The organism is Streptomyces sp. CA-106110, assembly GCF_050936285.1.
Lineage (GTDB): Bacteria > Actinomycetota > Actinomycetes > Streptomycetales > Streptomycetaceae > Streptomyces.
The window spans coordinates 9932528-9950965 of the sequence record NZ_JBNJNB010000001.1; the positions used below are offsets into that span (position 1 = coordinate 9932528).

General features: G+C 69.2%; 14 protein-coding genes and 1 pseudogene. 8 read left to right on the forward strand and 7 right to left on the reverse strand.

The window, feature by feature from the left end; genetic code table 11:
* Window positions 1–148 precede the first annotated feature (148 nt).
* From ACQEXA_RS45875 to ACQEXA_RS45905, 7 genes are all read left to right on the forward strand, one after another.
* Window positions 149–1990, forward strand: coding sequence for an APC family permease (locus ACQEXA_RS45875; RefSeq protein ID WP_432924922.1), 1842 nt, complete (start codon window positions 149–151; stop codon window positions 1988–1990).
* Between the two features lie 254 nt (window positions 1991–2244).
* Window positions 2245–2334, forward strand: coding sequence for a K(+)-transporting ATPase subunit F (gene kdpF / locus ACQEXA_RS45880; protein ID WP_016434100.1), 90 nt, complete (start codon window positions 2245–2247; stop codon window positions 2332–2334).
* 8 nt (window positions 2335–2342) lie between these two features.
* On the forward strand, window positions 2343–4007 hold the full coding sequence (gene kdpA / locus ACQEXA_RS45885; RefSeq protein WP_432924920.1) for a potassium-transporting ATPase subunit KdpA: 1665 nt from the start codon (window positions 2343–2345) through the stop codon (window positions 4005–4007).
* The gene (gene kdpB, locus ACQEXA_RS45890) at window positions 4004–6142 is read left to right on the forward strand and encodes a potassium-transporting ATPase subunit KdpB (RefSeq protein WP_432924918.1); all 2139 of its coding nucleotides are present in this window, start codon (window positions 4004–4006) and stop codon (window positions 6140–6142) included. The genes kdpA (ACQEXA_RS45885) and kdpB (ACQEXA_RS45890) overlap by 4 nt, the downstream gene beginning before the upstream one ends.
* A gap of 5 nt (window positions 6143–6147) precedes the next feature.
* The gene (locus ACQEXA_RS45895) at window positions 6148–6816 is read left to right on the forward strand and encodes a potassium-transporting ATPase subunit C (RefSeq protein ID WP_432924916.1); all 669 of its coding nucleotides are present in this window, start codon (window positions 6148–6150) and stop codon (window positions 6814–6816) included.
* A 124-nt stretch (window positions 6817–6940) separates the two neighbouring features.
* Window positions 6941–7624 carry a response regulator gene (locus ACQEXA_RS45900; protein WP_432924914.1) on the forward strand — a complete coding sequence of 228 codons (684 nt, stop codon included), beginning with the start codon at window positions 6941–6943 and terminating at the stop codon, window positions 7622–7624.
* A 2-nt stretch (window positions 7625–7626) separates the two neighbouring features.
* Window positions 7627–10170, forward strand: a complete 2544-nt coding sequence (locus tag ACQEXA_RS45905) for an ATP-binding protein (protein WP_432924911.1) — start codon at window positions 7627–7629, stop codon at window positions 10168–10170.
* 97 nt (window positions 10171–10267) lie between these two features.
* On the opposite strand, the gene ACQEXA_RS45910 is transcribed toward ACQEXA_RS45905, so the two are convergent.
* The 7 genes and pseudogenes from ACQEXA_RS45910 to ACQEXA_RS45940 form a co-directional block, all read right to left on the reverse strand.
* Window positions 10268–10846 (reverse strand): universal stress protein, encoded by a 579-nt coding sequence (locus ACQEXA_RS45910; protein WP_432924909.1) that lies wholly within the window; start codon window positions 10844–10846, stop codon window positions 10268–10270.
* A gap of 697 nt (window positions 10847–11543) precedes the next feature.
* Window positions 11544–12209, reverse strand: a pseudogene (locus ACQEXA_RS45915) (histidine kinase); the annotation flags it as partial.
* A gap of 15 nt (window positions 12210–12224) precedes the next feature.
* Window positions 12225–12866, reverse strand: a complete 642-nt coding sequence (kdpC, locus tag ACQEXA_RS45920) for a potassium-transporting ATPase subunit KdpC (RefSeq protein WP_432924907.1) — start codon at window positions 12864–12866, stop codon at window positions 12225–12227.
* Between the two features lie 14 nt (window positions 12867–12880).
* Window positions 12881–15001, reverse strand: coding sequence for a potassium-transporting ATPase subunit KdpB (kdpB, locus tag ACQEXA_RS45925; RefSeq protein WP_432924905.1), 2121 nt, complete (start codon window positions 14999–15001; stop codon window positions 12881–12883).
* Entirely contained in the window at window positions 15001–16665 is a 1665-nt protein-coding gene (kdpA, locus tag ACQEXA_RS45930; protein ID WP_432924903.1) for a potassium-transporting ATPase subunit KdpA, read from the reverse strand. Before kdpA (ACQEXA_RS45930) ends, kdpB (ACQEXA_RS45925) begins: the two co-directional genes overlap by 1 nt.
* A 6-nt stretch (window positions 16666–16671) precedes the next feature.
* Window positions 16672–16761, reverse strand: a complete 90-nt coding sequence (kdpF, locus tag ACQEXA_RS45935; RefSeq protein ID WP_432924901.1) for a K(+)-transporting ATPase subunit F — start codon at window positions 16759–16761, stop codon at window positions 16672–16674.
* Window positions 16762–17068: 307 nt separating this feature from the next.
* Window positions 17069–17656 carry a universal stress protein gene (locus tag ACQEXA_RS45940; protein ID WP_432924899.1) on the reverse strand — a complete coding sequence of 196 codons (588 nt, stop codon included), beginning with the start codon at window positions 17654–17656 and terminating at the stop codon, window positions 17069–17071.
* Window positions 17657–17985: 329 nt separating this feature from the next.
* Here ACQEXA_RS45940 and ACQEXA_RS45945 point away from each other — a divergent pair, with 329 nt between their 5' ends.
* A complete protein-coding gene (locus ACQEXA_RS45945; RefSeq protein ID WP_432924897.1) occupies window positions 17986–18426 on the forward strand; it encodes an SAV_915 family protein in 441 nt (146 codons plus the stop codon).
* Window positions 18427–18438: the final 12 nt, after the last annotated feature.

Consider the following 18438-nt stretch of genomic DNA (forward strand, 5'->3'; position numbering starts at 1 on the left):
GCGTCAAGGCGTCGTCAAGCTCGGCGGGTTGAGCGCGAAGAACGCGCAAGGACCGGCCGGTGGCGGCGTGCGCGGGACACAACCTTGGTGCGTCCGCGTGCGACCGCCCGCGCGCGGATGTCGATCCGGCACGAAGGAGCAACCGCCGATGTCCGTTCTGACCGCCGACCCGGGCGCCGTACCGGCCGACGAGGAACCGCCCGATACCGGCGAGCGTCACCGGCTCACCGCCACGACGGGCCTGGCGGCGCTGTCCCTGGACGCGATGGCATCGGTGGCGTACGGACCCGAGGCGATCGTCCTCGTGCTGGCCGCCGCGGGCGCGCACGGCCTCGGCTTCACGCTTCCCGTCACGCTGGCCATCGCCGGACTGCTGGCCGTACTCGTCGCCTCCTACCGGCAGGTGATCGCGGCCTTCCCGGACGGCGGTGGCTCGTACGCCGTCGCCAAGACGCATCTGGGCGCGCGGACGAGCCTGGTGGCGGCCGCATCCCTGGTGCTGGACTACGTGCTGAACGTCGCCGTCGCGGTCACGGCCGGCGTGGCCGCCCTGACCTCCGCCTTCCCGGCCCTGTACGACGACCGGCTGTGGCTGTGCCTCGCGGTGCTCGCAGTGATCACGGCGGTGAACCTGCGCGGCATCGTGGAGTCGGCGAAGGCGTTCATCGTGCCGACCGTCGTGTTCGTCGGGTCGATCTTCGTGCTGATCCTGGTCGGTCTGTTCCGGTCCGCGCCGGCGAGCACCTTCTCCGCGGCCGGGCACGCCTCGGTCCTCGCGGACAACGCGTCCACCGTGGGCGCCCTGCTGCTGCTGAAAGCCTTCGCTTCGGGTTGTGCCGCACTGACCGGCGTCGAGGCCATCGCCAACGCCGTCCCCTCCTTCCGGGTGCCGCGCGTCAAGCGTGCCCAGCGGGCCGAGGTCGCCCTCGGCGCCGTGCTCGGCGTGATGCTCATCGGCCTGTCGGTGCTGATCTCCAGGTTCCACCTCCAGCCGGTCGAGGGCGTCACTGTGCTCGCCCAGCTCGCCGACGCCTCGTTCGGCCACAACTGGGCGTTCTACGTCATCCAGTTCGCCACGATGATCCTGCTGGCCCTGTCCGCCAACACCTCCTTCGGCGGCCTTCCCGTTCTGCTGAAGCTGCTGGCCCGTGACAACTACCTGCCGCACGTCTTCGCCCTGAAAGCCGAGCGGCAGGTGCACCGCCACGGCGTGCTCGCCCTCGCCCTGGTCTCCGCCGGGCTGCTGGTGTTCTCGGGCGGTGACACCAACACCTTGGTGCCCCTCTTCGCCATCGGCGTGTTCATCGGCTTCACCATCGCCCAGGTCGGCATGGTCCGGCACTGGCGCGGGGAGCGGGGGCCGGGATGGCGCGGAAAGGCGTTGCTCAACGGATTCGGCGCCCTGCTGACCGGCGTCGCCGGCGTGGTCGTCACGGCGAGCAAGTTCGCCGACGGCGCCTGGCTGGTCGTGATCGCTGTGCCTGTGCTGGTGCTCGCCTTCGAGACGGTGCACCGCGCCTACACCCGGATCGGTGAGCGCCTTGGCCTGGGCCGCATCCCCGAGACCCCGCACCGGGACCGCTCGGTCGTGGTCGTGCCCGTCTCCTCGCTGTCCCGCCTGACCTCCGAGGCCCTGACGACCGCCGCCTCGCTCGGCGACGAGGTCCGCGCCGTCACCGTCTGCTGCCCCGACCCGGAGGACCGCGCCCAGATGCACGCCCTGGAGCGTGCCTGGGCCGAGTGGGACCCCGGTGTGCCGCTGGTCCGGCTGACCTCCCCGCACCGCTCCATCGGGCGCCCCATCGCCGCGTACGTCCGTCAGGTCTGCGTGAGTGAACCGGCCACTCGAGTGACCGTCCTGATCCCGGAGGCGGAGCCGGAGCGGCTGTGGCAGCGCCTGCTGCAGAACCAGCGGGGAGCCCTCGTGGCGCACGCCGTGCGACGGGAGACCGACGCGGTCATCTGCAGGCTGCGCTTCCGGCTGTTCTGACGAATTTCCGAACGGGACGGCGCCGCCTCCCCGCAGGTCACGGCAGCCGCCGTAAGAGTCCCGTCAAAGGCGTGCAGGGGGCCGTAAGGGACCCGTCAACGGAAGTCGAAACCGGCCAGGGGGCTGTTTCTCTTAACCGTCCTTGTCCAACGAACCTCAACCCAGGAGTTCACGATGGCCGATCTGGCCTTCGTCGTCACCACGATCGCGTGCTTCGCGCTGGTGATCTTCGTCGCCAAGGGGGTGACGAAGCTGTGACTGCCGAGAACATTGTCGGTCTGGTCGTGGCCGTCGCCCTGCTGGGCTATCTCGTCCTCGCCCTGATCTTCCCGGAGAGGTTCTGAGAAACGACATGGGTCCCGTACTTGCAGGCGTGCTCCAGCTGCTCGCCCTGATCGCCGCACTGGCGCTCTGCTACGTCCCCCTCGGCAACTACATGGCCAAGGTCTACTCCTCCGACAAGCACTGGCGCGTCGAGAAGTGGATCTACAAGGGCATCGGTGCCAACCCCAACACGGAGATGCGCTGGCCCGCGTACCTGCGCGGTGTGCTCGCCTTCTCCGCGGTCAGCATCCTCTTCCTCTACCTGCTGCAGCGGCTCCAGGGTGTCCTGCCCGGTTCGCTCGGCTTCCAGGCCATCGACCCGGACCAGGCGTTCAACACCGCCGTGTCCTTCGTGACCAACACGAACTGGCAGTCGTACTACGGCGAGCAGGCCATGGGCCACGTCGTGCAGACCGCCGGTCTGGCCGTTCAGAACTTCGTCTCCGCGGCCGTCGGCATCGCCGTCGCCGTCGCGCTGGTGCGCGGCTTCGCGCGCTCGCGCACGGGTGACCTGGGCAACTTCTGGGCCGACCTGGTCCGCGGCACGATCCGCATTCTCGTACCGCTGGCCGTGGTCGCCGCGGTCATCCTGGTCGCCTGCGGTGCCATCCAGAACTTCGCCGGCATCCACGAGGTCGGCCAGTTCACGGGCGGCTCGCAGCAGTGGAACGGCGGCGCGGTCGCCTCGCAGGAGGCCATCAAGGAGGTGGGCACCAACGGCGGCGGTTACTTCAACGCGAACAGCGCCCACCCGTTCGAGAACCCGACGCCCTTCAGCAACCTCTTCGAGATCTTCCTGCTGACGGTGATCCCGTTCGCGCTGACCCGCACGTTCGGCATCATGGTCGGCTCGGTCAAGCAGGGCTACGCGATCCTCGCGGCCATGGGCACCATCTTCGTGGGCTTCACCGCGCTGATGATGTGGACCGAGTTCGCGCACAACGGCCCGGCCTTCCAGATCGCCGGCGGTGCGATGGAGGGCAAGGAGGTCCGGGTCGGCGTAGGCGGCTCGTCGATCTTCGCCGTGGCGACCACCCTCACCTCGACCGGTGCGGTGGACTCGTTCCACTCCTCGTTCACCGGCCTCGGCGGCGGCATCACCATGCTCAGCATGATGCTGGGCGAGATCGCCCCCGGTGGCACGGGCTCCGGTCTGTACGGCATCCTGATCTTGGCGATCATCGCGGTGTTCATCGCCGGTCTGATGGTCGGCCGTACGCCCGAGTACCTGGGCAAGAAGATCGGCTCCCGCGAGATCAAGCTTGCGGCCATATACATCCTGATCACCCCGGCGCTGGTCCTGGTGTTCACCGCGTTCGCGATGGCCCTGCCGACCCCGGCGCACTCGATGACGAACAGCGGGGCGCACGGATTCGGCGAGATCCTGTACGCCTACACGTCCGCCGCGAACAACAACGGCTCGGCCTTCGCCGGTCTGAACGCGGACACCCAGTGGTTCAACAGCACCCTGGGTCTGGCGATGCTCTTCGGCCGCTTCCTGCCGATGGTGTTCGTCCTGGCGCTGGCCGGCTCGCTGGCCGAGCAGAAGCCGGTCCCGGTCACCGCGGGCACCCTGCGCACCGAGAAGCCGCTGTTCACCGGTCTGCTGGTGGGCGCGATCCTGATCATCACCGGTCTGACGTACTTCCCGGCGCTGGCGCTGGGTCCGCTGGCCGAGGGGCTGGCGTCATGACCACTCGCATAGAGAAGCAAGAGGACACAGTGTCCACAGCCACTCCGACCCGGGCGCCGCACAGCGACGTACCCACCGGGCACAAGACCGCCGAGGGCCGTGTCGGCGCGGGCCTCTTCGACCCGAAACAGCTGATCAAGTCACTGCCGGAGGCCTTCCGCAAGCTCGACCCGCGGGTGATGATCAAGTCCCCCGTGATGTTCGTGGTGTGGGTCGGCTCCATCCTGACCACGGTGTTCTCCTTCAAGGACCCGGGCGACTGGTTCGGCTGGGCGATCAGCGCCTGGCTGTGGCTGACCGTCATCTTCGCCAACCTGGCGGAGGCCGTCGCCGAGGGCCGCGGTAAGGCGCAGGCCGACACCCTGCGCAAGGCCAAGACCGACACGGTGGCGCGCCGGCTGCTGCAGGACGGCAAGACCGAGGAGCGGGTGCCCGGTACCGACCTCAAGATCGGTGACCTGGTCGTCTGTGAGGCCGGTGACATCATTCCCGGTGACGGCGACGTCATCGAGGGTGTCGCGTCCGTCGACGAATCGGCGATCACCGGTGAGTCGGCCCCCGTCATCCGCGAGTCCGGCGGTGACCGGTCCGCGGTGACCGGCGGTACGAAGGTGCTGTCCGACCGCATCGTCATCAAGATCACGACGAAGCCGGGCGAGACCTTCATCGACCGGATGATCAGCCTGGTGGAGGGCGCGTCCCGGCAGAAGACGCCGAACGAGATCGCGCTGAACATCCTGCTGGCGTCGCTGACGATCGTCTTCCTCCTGGCGTGTGCCACGCTGCCGCCGCTCGCGAACTACGCGGGCACGCACCTGACCATGGTCGTGCTGGTGGCCCTGCTGGTCTGTCTCATCCCGACCACGATCGGCGCCCTGCTGTCGGCGATCGGTATCGCGGGCATGGACCGCCTGGTCCAGCGCAATGTCCTCGCGATGTCCGGCCGTGCGGTCGAGGCTGCGGGCGACGTCTCCACGCTGCTGCTCGACAAGACGGGCACCATCACGCTCGGCAACCGCCAGGCCGCCGAGTTCCTCCCCGTCAGGGGCACCACCGAGTCCGAGGTCGCGGACGCCGCCCAGCTCTCCTCGCTGGCCGACGAGACCCCCGAGGGCCGCTCCATCGTCGTCCTGGCGAAGGAGAAGTACGGTCTGCGCGAGCGTCACCAGGGCGAGCTGGCCGGTGCCGAGTGGATCGCCTTCACCGCCCAGACCCGTATGTCGGGTGTGGACGTGGACGGACGCAAGATCCGCAAGGGTGCGGCCGGTTCGGTCATGGCCTGGGTGCAGGAGCAGGGCGGCTCCGTCGCCGAGGACGCGGACACGATCGCCAACCGCATCTCCGAGGCGGGCGGCACTCCGCTGCTGGTCGCCGTCAAGGACGACAAGGGTGCCCGCGTGCTGGGCGTCATCTACCTCAAGGACGTCGTCAAGGACGGCATGCGGGAGCGGTTCGACGAACTGCGGCGCATGGGCATCCGCACGGTCATGATCACGGGTGACAACCCGCTGACCGCCAAGGCGATCGCCGAGGAGGCGGGCGTCGACGACTTCCTCGCGGAGGCTACTCCCGAGGACAAGATGGCGCTGATCAAGCGGGAGCAGGCGGGCGGCAAGCTCGTCGCGATGACCGGTGACGGCACCAACGACGCCCCGGCCCTGGCGCAGGCGGACGTCGGCGTGGCGATGAACACCGGTACGTCGGCCGCCAAGGAGGCCGGCAACATGGTCGACCTCGACTCCAACCCGACCAAGCTGATCGAGATCGTGGAGATCGGCAAGCAGCTGCTGATCACCCGTGGCGCGCTGACGACGTTCTCCATCGCCAACGACGTCGCGAAGTACTTCGCGATCATCCCGGCGCTGTTCGCGGCGGTCTACCCGGGCCTGAACAAGCTGAACATCATGCAGCTGTCCTCCCCGGACTCGGCGATCCTGTCCGCGGTCATCTTCAACGCGCTGATCATCATCGCGCTGGTGCCGCTCTCCCTCAGGGGCGTGCAGTACCGGCCGGTGGGCGCCGACAAGATGCTGCGCCGCAATCTCGGGATCTACGGTATCGGCGGCCTGATCGCCCCCTTCATCGGCATCAAGATCATCGACATGATCATCTCCCTCATCCCCGGAATCGGCTGATCGCGATGAACAATTCCGTTTCGAACACCGCCCGGTTGCTCGGGGCGGGCCTGCGCGCCCTCCTCGTGCTGACCCTGGTGACCGGCGTCATCTACCCGCTGGTCGTCACCGGCATCGCCCAGGGGCTGTTCAACAACAAGGCGAACGGCTCCGAGATCAAGGCGGACGGCAAGGTCGTCGGCTCCTCGCTGATCGGTCAGGCGTACAACCTGCCGCTGAAGAAGGGGCAGGAGACCCCGGACCCCGACCTGAAGTGGTTCCAGGGCCGTCCGCAGAACGGCCTCGGCGCCAACAGCGTCAACACCCAGTACAAGCTGATCCTGTCCGGCGCCACCAACCGTTCCGGTGACAACGCCGACCTGATCAAGTGGGTCAAGGACGCCAAGGCCGCGGTCGTCAAGGACAACTCCGTCGGCGGCTACACCGTCAAGCCGTCCGACGTCCCCGCCGACGCGGTGACGTCCTCCGGCTCCGGCCTGGACCCGGAGATCTCCCCGCAGTACGCGGAGATCCAGGTCCACCGCGTCGCCGAGAAGAACGGTCTGCCCATCGCCCAGGTGGAGAAGCTGGTCAAGGACCACACCGACGGCCGTACCCTCGGCTTCATCGGGGAGCCCCGGGTGAACGTCCTCGAGCTCAACATCGCGCTCAAGGGTCTCGTGTCCAAGAGCTGATGGCGTTACGGCCCTAGCGGGAGTCGGCGGTCCGGGAGGCATCCCGGCGCCGACTCCCGCAGCCATGAAGCCGGTTCGGCACAGTCGGCTTCATGGCTCCACGCACGACACGAAAGGCACAGTCATGACCCGGGTGCTGGTGGTGGAGGACGACCCGCAACTCGTACGGGCCCTTGTGATCAACATGCAGGCGCGCCGGTACGGGGTGGACGCGGCACCCGACGGCGCGACGGCTCTGCGTCTGGCGGCCGCGCGCCAGCCCGACGTGGTGCTACTGGACCTCGGTCTGCCCGACATGGACGGCGTGGACGTGATCAAGGCGCTGCGCGGCTGGACCCGCGTCCCGGTCCTCGTGCTGTCGGCCCGTCAGGCGTCCGACGAGAAGGTCGCCGCGCTGGACGCCGGGGCCGACGACTACGTCACCAAGCCGTTCAGCATGGACGAACTGATGGCCCGGCTGCGGGCCGCCGTGCGCCGGACGGAGGACGTGCCGCTCACGCCCGGGACGACGCGGGTGGAGACGGACGACTTCACCATCGACCTTCTCGCCAAGAGGATCGCCAGGGGCGGACGGGACGTGCGGCTGACCCCGACGGAGTGGCACCTGCTGGAGATCCTGGTCACCAACCCCGGGCGGCTCGTCACACAGAAGTACCTGCTCCAGGAGGTCTGGGGGGTCTCCCAGAGCAACAAAACCAACTACCTCCGGGTCTACATGGCCCAACTGCGCCGCAAACTGGAATCCGACCCCTCGCACCCCCGCTACCTCATCACCGAACCCGGCATGGGTTACCGCTTCGAAGGATGAACATGGCACGCGGCAAGCTTCGGATCTACCTCGGTGCGGCACCCGGTGTCGGCAAGACCTACTCGATGCTGTCCGAGGCACACCGGCGCGTGGAACGCGGCACCGACTGCGTGGTCGCGTTCGTCGAGCACCACAACCGGCCCCGCACCGAGGTGATGCTGCACGGACTGGAGCAGATACCGCGCAAGGAGCTGGAGTACCGGGGCACCACCTTCACCGAGATGGACATCGACGCCGTCCTGGCGCGCAGGCCTCAGGTGGCGCTGGTCGACGAACTGCCCCACACGAACATCCCCGGGTCGCGCAACGCCAAGCGGTGGCAGGACGTCGAGGAGTTGCTGGCCGCCGGGATCGATGTGGTCTCGACCGTCAACATCCAGCACCTGGAGTCCCTCGGCGACGTCGTCGAGTCGATCACCGGCATTCGGCAGCAGGAGACGGTGCCGGACGAAGTGGTGCGGCGGGCGGACCAGATCGAGCTGGTCGACATGTCGCCCCAGGCGCTGCGCCGCCGGATGGCGCACGGCAACATCTACAAGCCGGACAAGGTCGACGCGGCCCTGTCCAACTACTTCCGGCCCGGAAACCTCACCGCACTGCGCGAGTTGGCCCTGCTGTGGGTGGCGGACCGGGTCGACGAGTACCTGAACGCGTACCGCAGTGAGCACCAGGTGTCGGAGATCTGGGGTTCGCGCGAGCGGATCGTGGTCGGGCTCACCGGCGGTCCGGAGGGGCGGACCCTGATCCGCCGCGCGGCGCGGCTCGCGGAGAAGGGCGCCGGCGGCGAGGTGCTGGCCGTCTACATCTCCCGCAGCGACGGCCTCACTTCGGCCTCACCCAAGGAACTCGCCGTCCAGCGCACCCTGGTCGAGGACCTGGGCGGCACCTTCCACCATGTGGTCGGGGACGATGTCCCGGCGTCGCTGCTGGACTTCGCGCGCGGTGTCAACGCCACCCAGATCGTGCTGGGCGTCTCGCGCCGCAAGGCCTGGCAGTACGTCTACGGGCCGGGCGTCGGCGCGACGGTGGCCCGGGAGTCCGGCCCCGACCTCGACGTCCACCTGATCACGCACGCCGAGGTGGGCAAGGGACGCGGACTGCCGGCACCCCGTGTCGCGCGGCTCGGACGGGTGCGCATCATCTGGGGCTGGCTGGTGGGCGTGCTCGGGCCCGCTCTCCTCACCTTCCTGCTGACCAGCGTCTCGCCCGAAGTCGGCCTCGCCAACGACATGTTGTTGTTCCTGTCCCTGACGGTGGCGGCGGCACTGCTCGGCGGGCTGGTGCCCTCCCTCGCCTCCGCGGTGGTGGGCTCGCTGCTGCTGAACTGGTTCTTCACCCCTCCCGTCCACACCTTGACCATCGCCGACCCGAAGAACATCGTGGCCATCGCGATCTTCGTCGGCGTAGCCCTGTCGGTGGCCTCGGTGGTGGACCTGGCGGCCCGGCGCACCCAGCAGGCCGCCCGGTTGCGCGCCGAGTCGGAGATCCTCTCGTTCCTCGCGGGGAACGTGCTGCGGGGTGAGACCAGCCTGGAAGCCGTGCTGGAACGGGTGCGCGAGACCTTCGGCATGGAGTCGGTCGCGCTGCTGGAGCGGCAGAGCGACGTGGCGCCGTGGACCTGCGCGGGCAGTGTGGGGCCGCGGCCTTCGCCGTGCCCCGAGGAAGCCGATGTGGACATGCCCGTGGGGGACCACATGGCGCTCGCCCTGACGGGCCGTGTGCTGCCCGCAGAGGACCGCCGGGTGCTGGCCGCCTTTGCGGCCCAGGCCGCCGTCGTCCTGGACCGGCGACGCTTGCGGGAGGAGGCCGACCAGGCCCGTACCCTCGCCGAGGGCAACCGGATCCGCACCGCCCTGCTGGCGGCGGTCAGCCACGACCTGCGCACCCCGCTGGCGGGCATCAAGGCCTCGGTCACCTCGCTGCGTTCGGATGACGTCGAGTGGTCCGAACAGGACCACGCGGATCTCCTGGAGGCGATCGAGGAAGGCGCCGACCGCCTCGACCACGTGGTCGGCAACCTCCTTGACATGTCGCGCCTGCAGACCGGCACCGTCACCCCGATCATCCGTGAGGTGGATCTGGACGAGGTCGTTCCGATCGCGCTGGGCGGGGTACCGGACGCGAGCGTCGAGATGGACATCCCGGAGACCCTCCCGATGGTCTCGGTGGACAAGGGACTGCTGGAGCGCGTGGTCGCCAACCTCGTGGAGAACGCCGTCAAGTACAGCCCGCAGGGCGAACCCGTGCTGGTGTCCGCGAGCGCCCTCGGCAGCCGTGTGGAACTGCGGGTCGTCGACCGGGGCCCGGGGGTACCGGACGAGGCCAAGGAACGCATTTTCGAGCCCTTCCAGCGCTACGGCGACGCGCCGCGCGGCGCCGGCGTGGGACTCGGCCTCGCGGTGGCCCGCGGCTTCGCCGAAGCCGTCGGCGGCACGCTCGACGCCGAGGACACCCCGGGCGGCGGTCTGACGATGGTGCTCACCCTGCCGGTGGCGGAACAGCGGGCACCACAGCCCTCTGCGCCCGCTACGACAGCCACGACGTAGGCCGCCGGGGCGAGTTGCCACCACCGGCGGCATCTCATCGGCCGACCACCCGCCGACCGGGTCGTCGGCCGATGACATGCCGCCGGTGCGCCGCGCCCTACGCCCCGGGCCCCGCACCGGGCGCGTGCTCCTCCTTCAGCCGTCCGACGTCCAGGCGCAGCCGCCAGATCCTTCTGCGGCGTGCCGCGGCCAGCACGGCTTCGAGCGCGGACGGCGGTACCGCGAGGACGGGGCAGACGGCGTGGTCGACGCAGTAGCGGCTTACGCAGCGGGAGAAGAGACGACGCAGGCGGCCTCGCCGCCCGGCTCCGACGACCAGGAGGTCGTCCTCCCGGTCGGCGGTCTCGACCAGGACGCGGCCGGCCGGACCCCGGCCGACCGCGAGATGGACGGGCACCCCCGGACCACCGTCGCCGAAGAGCCGGTCGACCACGTCGAGCAACGCCACGAAGGCGCGCCGCTCACGCTGTTCGACCAGGAGAGGCGGGGCGGAGGAGCGCCCTGCCGTGACGTCGCCACCGGGCACGTCCCAAGCGGCCACCGCCCACAGTTCGGCGTCGGTGCGCTGTGCCTCCCGGGCCGCCCGGCGCAGCGCGGCGATGCTGCCCGGCGAACCGCTCACGCCGACAACCACCCGGGGACGCCCGGAAGCCGTTGGAGTGGCCGAATCGTTCATGGCTCCTGTCGTCTTCTCGCACGGTACGAAGTCCGCCCTCCATCTCACTCCCGGTCGGGGACTGAGTGCACCTCCCGGAACCCATCTTGGCGATCTTCTGACGTGTCTCTCGGGCCGTCCTCCACGCTCGGGAGCCGTGTCACGGTGTTCGCCCGGCGTCGTCCGGGCCGGGCCCTACGGGCAGGGAGAGTGTCAGGGCCGGCTCGCCTCCGGGCGTGAGCCCAGGGGTGACGGTGCCCCGCAGCACGGCGGTGAGAGCCTGAGTCAGGGCGAGAGCCAGGCGGGCAGGACCGCCGTCCCCTGACCGCGGGTCGGCGGTCGCGGCCACCACGGTCGCGGTCCCGGTGCTGAACAGCAGGTTCACGTGGTCGCGTCGCGCTGACGTGCGGGCCTTGAGGAGGACCGTGGCTCCGGGCGGGGCCTCGCGCATCGTGTAGTGCAGCAGTGTGCTCACCACCCGCTCCAGGAGCTCCGGGTCGGCGAACACGGCGGGCACGTTCGCCACGCCCCGGACCTCGACGCATGCGTCGATCCCGGTCGCGGCCCGGACCGTGTGGACGGCGGAAGGCAGGACGTCTCCCAGTGCGACGGGCCTCGGTCGCGTGAACAGCCCGCCCGACCGGAGGGCAGTGAGTGTCCGGAGGTTGGCGGCGGGAGACACGAACGGTGCGGGCACTGCGTCCGCGGCGTCGAGCTTCCGGTTCGCCGCCCAGAGCGCCGCCAGCTCGCGCAACGTGGCGAGGTTGCCCGGGCGGAAGAAGTGCGTGAGGGCCGAGTCGATCAGCTCCGGCGGGTAGATGTCACCGTGCACGAGGCGGCGGCGCAGCACCTCCGGCTCGACGTCGACGAGTTCGACATGATCGGCCCGGCGCACGAGGCCGTCGGGCACCGTCTCCGGGGCTGCCACGCCCGTGATCCTCTCCACCACGTCGGACAGGGACTGAAGATGATGCACGTTGACCGTGGTGACCACGTCGATACCGGCCTCCAGCAGATCCCTCACGTCCTGCCAGCGTTTTGCGTTGCGGCCGCCGGGAACGTTGGCGTGCGCGCATTCGTCGACGAGGGCCGCCTCGGGGCGCAGGGTCAGCAGTCCGTCCACGTCCATCTCGCCGAAGAGATGACCCCGGTACGGCCGCACCCTGCGCGGGATCACCAGAAGCCCGCGCAGCATCTGCTCCGTGCGGTGGCGGCCGTGGCAGTCGACGTATCCGACCACCACGTCCGTGCCCCGCTCCGCCCTGCGGTGCCCCTCGTCGAGCATCCGGTAGGTCTTGCCCACGCCTGGGGCGGCACCCAGATAGACCGTGAGCCTGCCGGGCCGGTCGGCGCCTGTGCCGGCCGGCCCGCTGGCCTCTTCCATGGGGGCTCCTCCAGGTCAGCCCAACGTACTCAGGGCCTGGTTGAGCTCCACCACGTTCACCCGCTCCTCGCCGAGGAAACCGAGGATGCGGCCCTGGACGTGGTCGTCGACCAGCTTCCTCACCTTTGCCTCGTCCAGACCCCGCGCCTCGGCGACCCGGGCGATCTGGAGTTTCGCGTAGGCGACCGAAATATGCGGGTCGAGTCCGGAGCCGCTCGCCGTGATTGCGTCGGCGGGGACCGCGGCCGGGTCCACGCCGTCGAACTTTGCGATCTCGGCCCGGCGTTGCTCGATCGTCTTCACCAACTCCTGATTCGTGGGGCCGAGGTTGGAGGCGCCGGTGAGCGTCGGGTCGTACCCACTCGCCGAGAACCGCGGCTGGAACCATTTGGGATCCGGACGCGGCGCCTCGTTCGGATCGTCCGGGTTCTTCTTGGGCAGGTCGAAGCTCTGTCCGAGGAGACTGGAACCGACCACCTTGCCGTCGGTCCTGATCTGCGAACCGTTGGCCCGGTCGTGGAAGAGCGCCTGGGCGACGCCGGTCACGGCCAGCGGGTAGATCAGTCCCGTGACGACGGTGATCACCAGCAGCATCCGCAGCGCGGAGAGGTGGTTGCGCACCGGTGCCGGGAGATGCCTGTGCAGCGGCGATGACATGTCGGGGTGCCCCTTCAGTGCAGTCCGGGGATGAACTGGACGACGAGGTCGATCAGTTTGATCCCGATGAACGGCAGGACCAGACCGCCGAAGCCGTACAGATAGATGTTGCGGCTGAGCAGCGCCGCCGCCGCCGAGGGGCGGTAGCGCACACCGCGCAGGGCGAGCGGGATCAGCGCAACGATGATCAGGGCGTTGAAGATGATCGCCGAGGTGATCGCGGACTTCGGGCTGTACAGCGCCATGATGTTGAGATGATCGAGTCCGCCGAACTTGGCGGCGAACATCGCGGGCAGGATCGCGAAGTATTTCGCGACGTCGTTGGCGATGGAGAACGTCGTCAGCGCGCCACGGGTGATCAGCAGCTGCTTGCCGATCTCCACGATCTCGATCAGCTTGGTCGGGTTGGAGTCGAGGTCGACCATGTTGCCGGCCTCCTTGGCGGCCGACGTACCGGTGTTCATCGCCACGCCGACGTCCGCCTGCGCCAGGGCCGGGGCGTCGTTGGTGCCGTCACCGGTCATCGCGACGAGCTTGCCGCCCGCCTGCTCCCGCTTGATCAGCGCCATCTTGTCCTCGGGAGTAGCCTCCGCGAGGAAGTCGTCGACGCCGGCCTCCTCGGCGATGGCGCGGGCGGTCTGCGGGTTGTCGCCGGTGATCATGACCGTGCGGATGCCCATGCGCCGCAGTTCGTCGAAGCGTTCGCGGATGCCCTCCTTGACGACGTCCTTGAGGTGGATGACCCCGAGTATGTGCGCCCCGTCGCCGGTGACCTCCCCGACGACCAGCGGGGTGCCGCCGCTCGCGGCGACCGCGTCGACGATCGGCCCGACTTCGTCCGTGGGGTGTCCGCCCGCGTCCCGCACCCACTTCATCACGGCCGTCGCGGCGCCCTTGCGCAGCCGACGCCCGTCGGCGAGGTCCACGCCGGACATCCGGGTCTGCGCGGTGAACGGCACGAACTCCGCGCCCTCCAGCTCGCCTTGGCTCCGGCCGCGCAGCTGGTGGCGCTCTTTGGCGAGGACGACGATGGAGCGGCCCTCCGGAGTCTCGTCGGCCAGCGACGACAGCTGGGCCGCGTCCGCCAGCGCGCTCAGTTCCAGGTCGCCGACCGGCAGGAACTCTGCGGCCTGCCGGTTGCCCAGCGTGATCGTGCCGGTCTTGTCGAGCAGCAGCGTGTTGACGTCCCCTGCGGCCTCCACCGCGCGGCCGGACATCGCCAGCACGTTGCGCTGCACCAGCCGGTCCATGCCCGCGATGCCGATCGCCGAGAGCAGGGCGCCGATCGTGGTCGGGATCAGCGCCACCACCAGGGCGACGAGCACGACGATGCTCTGTTTGGCGTCGCCGTAGATCGCGATCGGCTGGAGCGTCACGACGGCCAGGATGAAGACGATCGTGAGCGAGGCGAGGAGGATGTTGAGCGCGATCTCGTTGGGCGTCTTCTGGCGGTCGGCACCCTCGACGAGCGCGATCATCCGGTCGATGAAGGTCTCGCCCGGCTTGGAGGTGATACGGACGACGATCCGGTCGGACAGCACTTTCGTCCCGCCTGTGACCGCGCACCGGTCGCCGCCCGACTCACGGATGACCGGGGCCGACTCGCCAGTGATCGCCGACTCGTCGACGCTCGCGATGCCCTCGACGATGTCGCCGTCGCCCGGGATGACCTGGCCGGCTTCGACCACCACGTGGTCGCCGAGCTTCAGTTCGGCGGCGGGGACGGCTGTTTCGGCAGGATCGGTGGCGCCGGGGCGCCAGTCGGTCAGCCGGCGGGCGACGGTCGCCGTCCGGGTCCTGCGCAAGGTGTCCGCCTGTGCCTTGCCCCGGCCCTCGGCGACCGCCTCGGCGAGGTTGGCGAAGACGACGGTCAGCCACAGCCAGGCGCTGATCAGCCATGCGAAGACCGAGGAGTGTGCGATCGCGGAGCCCGTGGTCAGGACCGCGCCCGCCTCCACCACGAACATCACGGGGTTCTTGGCAAGCGTACGCGGATCGAGCTTGCGGAATGCGTCGGGCAGCGACTGCCAGAGCATCCTCGGGTCGAGCAACCCACCCTGGACCCGGTGGGTCTGCTCGGGCACGGAACGGCCGTCGTGCGGTGCGGCCGGACGGTTGGCGGTGGTCAGCGACATCAGGACAGCCCTTCCGCGATCGGGCCGAGGGAGAGAGCCGGGAAGTAGGTGAGCCCGACGACGATGAGGATCACGCCGAGCATCAGACCGACGAATTGCGGGCGGTGGGTGGGCAGGGTGCCCACGGTGACCGGGACGGGCTGCTGCTGGGCCAGCGAACCGGCCAGCGCCAGTACGAACACCATCGGCAGGAAGCGGCCGAAGAGCATGGCCAGGCCGAGCGCGGTGTTGTACCAGGTTCCGTCGACGGTGAGGCCCGCGAAGGCCGAGCCGTTGTTGTTCGCCGCGGACGTGAACGCGTACAGGACTTCCGAGAAACCGTGTTCACCCGGATTGAGCATCTTGGCCCGCGCGCCGGCGGAGGCCATCGCCGCCGCCGTGCCTATCAGCACGACCGCCGGCGTAGTGAGGATGTACAGCGAGGCGAACTTCATCTCTCGGCCGCGAAGTTTCTTGCCGAGGTACTCCGGCGTCCGGCCGACCATGAGCCCGGCGACGAACACCGCGACGATCGCGATGATCAGGATGCCGTACAGACCCGATCCGGTGCCGCCGGGTGCGATCTCGCCGAGCAGCATGTTGAAGATCAGCAGGCCGCCGCCGCCCGGGGTGTAGGAGTCGTGGAAGGAGTTGACCGCGCCGCACGAGGTGAGTGTCGTCGACACCGCGAACAGCGCCGAGGCCCAGATACCCAGGCGTTGCTCCTTGCCCTCCATCATGCCGCCCGCCGCGTGGCCGGCCGGACTGCTCGTGCTGTGCAGCTCGTTGGCCGTCACGACGCCCACGGAGACGATCCAGATCACCGCCATCACGGCGAGGATCGCGTAGCCCTGACGGTTGTCGCCGACCATCCGGCCGAAGGTGCGCGGCAGCGAGAACGAGATCACCAGGAGCAGATAGATCTCGAAGAGGTTCGTCAGTGCGTTCGGGTTCTCGAAAGGATGGGCCGAGTTGGCGTTGTAGAAGCCGCCGCCGTTCGTTCCCAGCTCCTTGATGACCTCCTGCGAGGCTACCGGGCCGCCGGTGAGCGACTGGTGGTCACCCGCGATGGTGGAGATCGCATGGATCCCGTCGAAGTTCTGGATCGCGCCACCCGCGACCAGAATGATCGCGAAGACGAAGCTGATCGGCACCAGTACCCGGAAGGTGACCCGGGTCAGGTCCACCCAGAAGTTGCCCACGCGGTCGGTGTGTTTGCGGGTGAAGCCGCGGATGAGAGCGGCGACGACCGCGATGCCCATGGCGGCGGAGACGAAGTTCTGCACCGCCAGGCCCATCATCTGCACGAGATGGCCCATGGCGTTCTCGCCGTAGTACCACTGCCAGTTGGTGTTGGTGACGAAGGAGACCGCGGTGTTGAACGAACCGTCGGGATCGACGGGCTTCATCCCGATGGACAGCAGCAGATGGTTCTGCAAGCGCATGAAGCCGTACAGGAACAGGATGCTCACCACGGCGAACGCCAGCACGCTGCGCAGATACTGCAGCCATGTCTGGTCGGTGTCGCCGTCCACGCCGCCGAGCCGATAGGCGGCCCGTTCGACACGCAGGTGGCGGGGCGAGGTGAGAGTGTGTGCCAGGTAGTCGCCGAGCGGACGGTACGAAGCGGCGAGGAGCGCGACCAGCAGCAGGATCTGGAGCCAGCCCGCGAGAGTGTCATTCATCGCGCATCAGAACCTCTCCGGCTTCACCAGGGCGATGATCAGATACACGACGAGGGCCGCCGCAGCGGCGAGCCCGATGATGTCTCCGGCAGTCACAGACGATCAACTCCCCTGGCAACCAGGGCAATTGCGAGAAAGCACAGAATCGTGAGGCCGATGAACGCGAGGTCGGACATGAGCGACTTCACCCCAAGCACGGGTCGGCAATGACCAACGCCGTACAAGGAACTGCGCCCGGGTTCCTCTGGCGAGGTCCGTTGACGAGTTTCATGCGCTCAAGGACCCTGAATTTACGGCTTCCTGACGGCATGACTGAAAAGTACGCGTCGTCTTCCGGCCACCGTGACGGAGCCGTGCCGAGCGTGCGGCAGTGGGGGCAGCCCGGTTCAGTGACCAAGCACGCTCAGGAGTTCCACCGCCGGCCGCCGCCCTCCGTCACATGTGCCGCCTCTTCGGCCAGACGGCACGTGTCGAGGCCCAGCCGCAAGATGTTGCGGCGGTTCATCGCCGAGAGTTCGGCCTCCAGAGGCGAGGGCGGCACCGCGAAGACCGGGCACGTGGCGTGGGCCAGGCAGTAGCGGCTCACCGAGCGCGAGCACGCCCGGTGCCAGAGGCTGCGTCGTCCGGCCCCGACGACCAGCACGTCGCTCTCGCGATCGGCGATCTCCACCAGCGCCACGCCAGGGGCGCCCCGCGCGACCAGGGCCCGCATCGCGACGCCGGGCCCGGCGTCGCCGAAGACATCATCGAGGGCGCTGAGCAGCCTCTGCCGGGCCAGGTCCTGCCATGCCTCGACCATCACGGTCGCACCGGGGCCGCGACGGGCGGCCATGTCCCCTCCGGGCGGCTCCCAGGCCAGCACCGGCCACAGCTCGGCGCCCCGGCCCCGCGCCTCCGCGGCGGCCCGGCGCAGGGCGGTGAGACTGCCCAGCGAGCCGCTCACTCCCACCAGAACCCGGGCAGCGGTCGAGGGGGCGCCGGTATCGGACATGACTCCACCGTTTCTTCGCACGCGCCCGCGGGGTGTTCCGTGGGCAGCCCTCCGAAGGGGGCTGTCTTCATCTCATCCCTGGTGGGGGGCCTGCGAACAGGACGTGCACCCTTTCTTGGCGCTCCTCTGACGGCCGTTCCGAAGTCCGATCGGACCTCGTATCAGCATTGCGTCAGCGTCGCCCCGATCGCCGTCAGCATCGCGTCATGAGACATCCGGAATCCCGGGGGGCCGGGCATAGCGTCATCGGCGAGCCCCAGGCCGCCTCCCCGCGTCCCGGGCACACCCCCCATCTCGTGACTCACATCGGATCCTCCAGGAGGCATCCCATGGCAGACATCCTGTGCGGCGACGACCCGGAGCCCTCTGATCGGTTCCCGGCCGGACCACTGTTCGTACCGGTCCGGCCGGGTTCGTCAGGCTGTGCGGCCCGGCTCTTCCGCACCCCCCTCGGCGAGCGTACGGCCGTCGGATTCACCTCCGAGGAGCGTCTGACCGCGACGCTCGGCCCCGACCAGGCCTGGATCAGGCTGGCCGAGCCCGCGCTGCGCGCGCTGGCCGCACCGCTCGGCGTCTCCACCGTCACGGTGGACCCCCAGTTCTCGGCGCCGGCTCCCGCGCCGACCCGCACCGGTGACCTGCCCCGCGTTCCGGAGAAGCCGCCCGTGCGCCACTCGCGCACAAGTACCTGGGATCCGCAGGCCGTCGGGGTACTGCGGGTGACCGGGGCCGCCGCGTTCGTCTCGGCCCTGGCGTTGTGGATCGGCTGAAAGAGGTAGGGA

Coding starts and splice junctions, on each gene's coding strand:
- kdpA (WP_432924920.1), top strand. CDS start 2,343: ATGGGTCCCGTACTTGCAGGCGTGCTCCAGCTGCTCGCCCTGATCGCC.
- ACQEXA_RS45895 (WP_432924916.1), top strand. CDS start 6,148: ATGAACAATTCCGTTTCGAACACCGCCCGGTTGCTCGGGGCGGGCCTG.
- ACQEXA_RS45875 (WP_432924922.1), top strand. CDS start 149: ATGTCCGTTCTGACCGCCGACCCGGGCGCCGTACCGGCCGACGAGGAA.
- kdpB (WP_432924905.1), bottom strand. CDS start 15,001: ATGTCGCTGACCACCGCCAACCGTCCGGCCGCACCGCACGACGGCCGT.
- ACQEXA_RS45940 (WP_432924899.1), bottom strand. CDS start 17,656: ATGTCCGATACCGGCGCCCCCTCGACCGCTGCCCGGGTTCTGGTGGGA.
- ACQEXA_RS45900 (WP_432924914.1), top strand. CDS start 6,941: ATGACCCGGGTGCTGGTGGTGGAGGACGACCCGCAACTCGTACGGGCC.
- kdpA (WP_432924903.1), bottom strand. CDS start 16,665: ATGAATGACACTCTCGCGGGCTGGCTCCAGATCCTGCTGCTGGTCGCG.
- ACQEXA_RS45910 (WP_432924909.1), bottom strand. CDS start 10,846: ATGAACGATTCGGCCACTCCAACGGCTTCCGGGCGTCCCCGGGTGGTT.
- ACQEXA_RS45905 (WP_432924911.1), top strand. CDS start 7,627: ATGGCACGCGGCAAGCTTCGGATCTACCTCGGTGCGGCACCCGGTGTC.
- kdpC (WP_432924907.1), bottom strand. CDS start 12,866: ATGTCATCGCCGCTGCACAGGCATCTCCCGGCACCGGTGCGCAACCAC.
- ACQEXA_RS45945 (WP_432924897.1), top strand. CDS start 17,986: ATGGCAGACATCCTGTGCGGCGACGACCCGGAGCCCTCTGATCGGTTC.
- kdpB (WP_432924918.1), top strand. CDS start 4,004: ATGACCACTCGCATAGAGAAGCAAGAGGACACAGTGTCCACAGCCACT.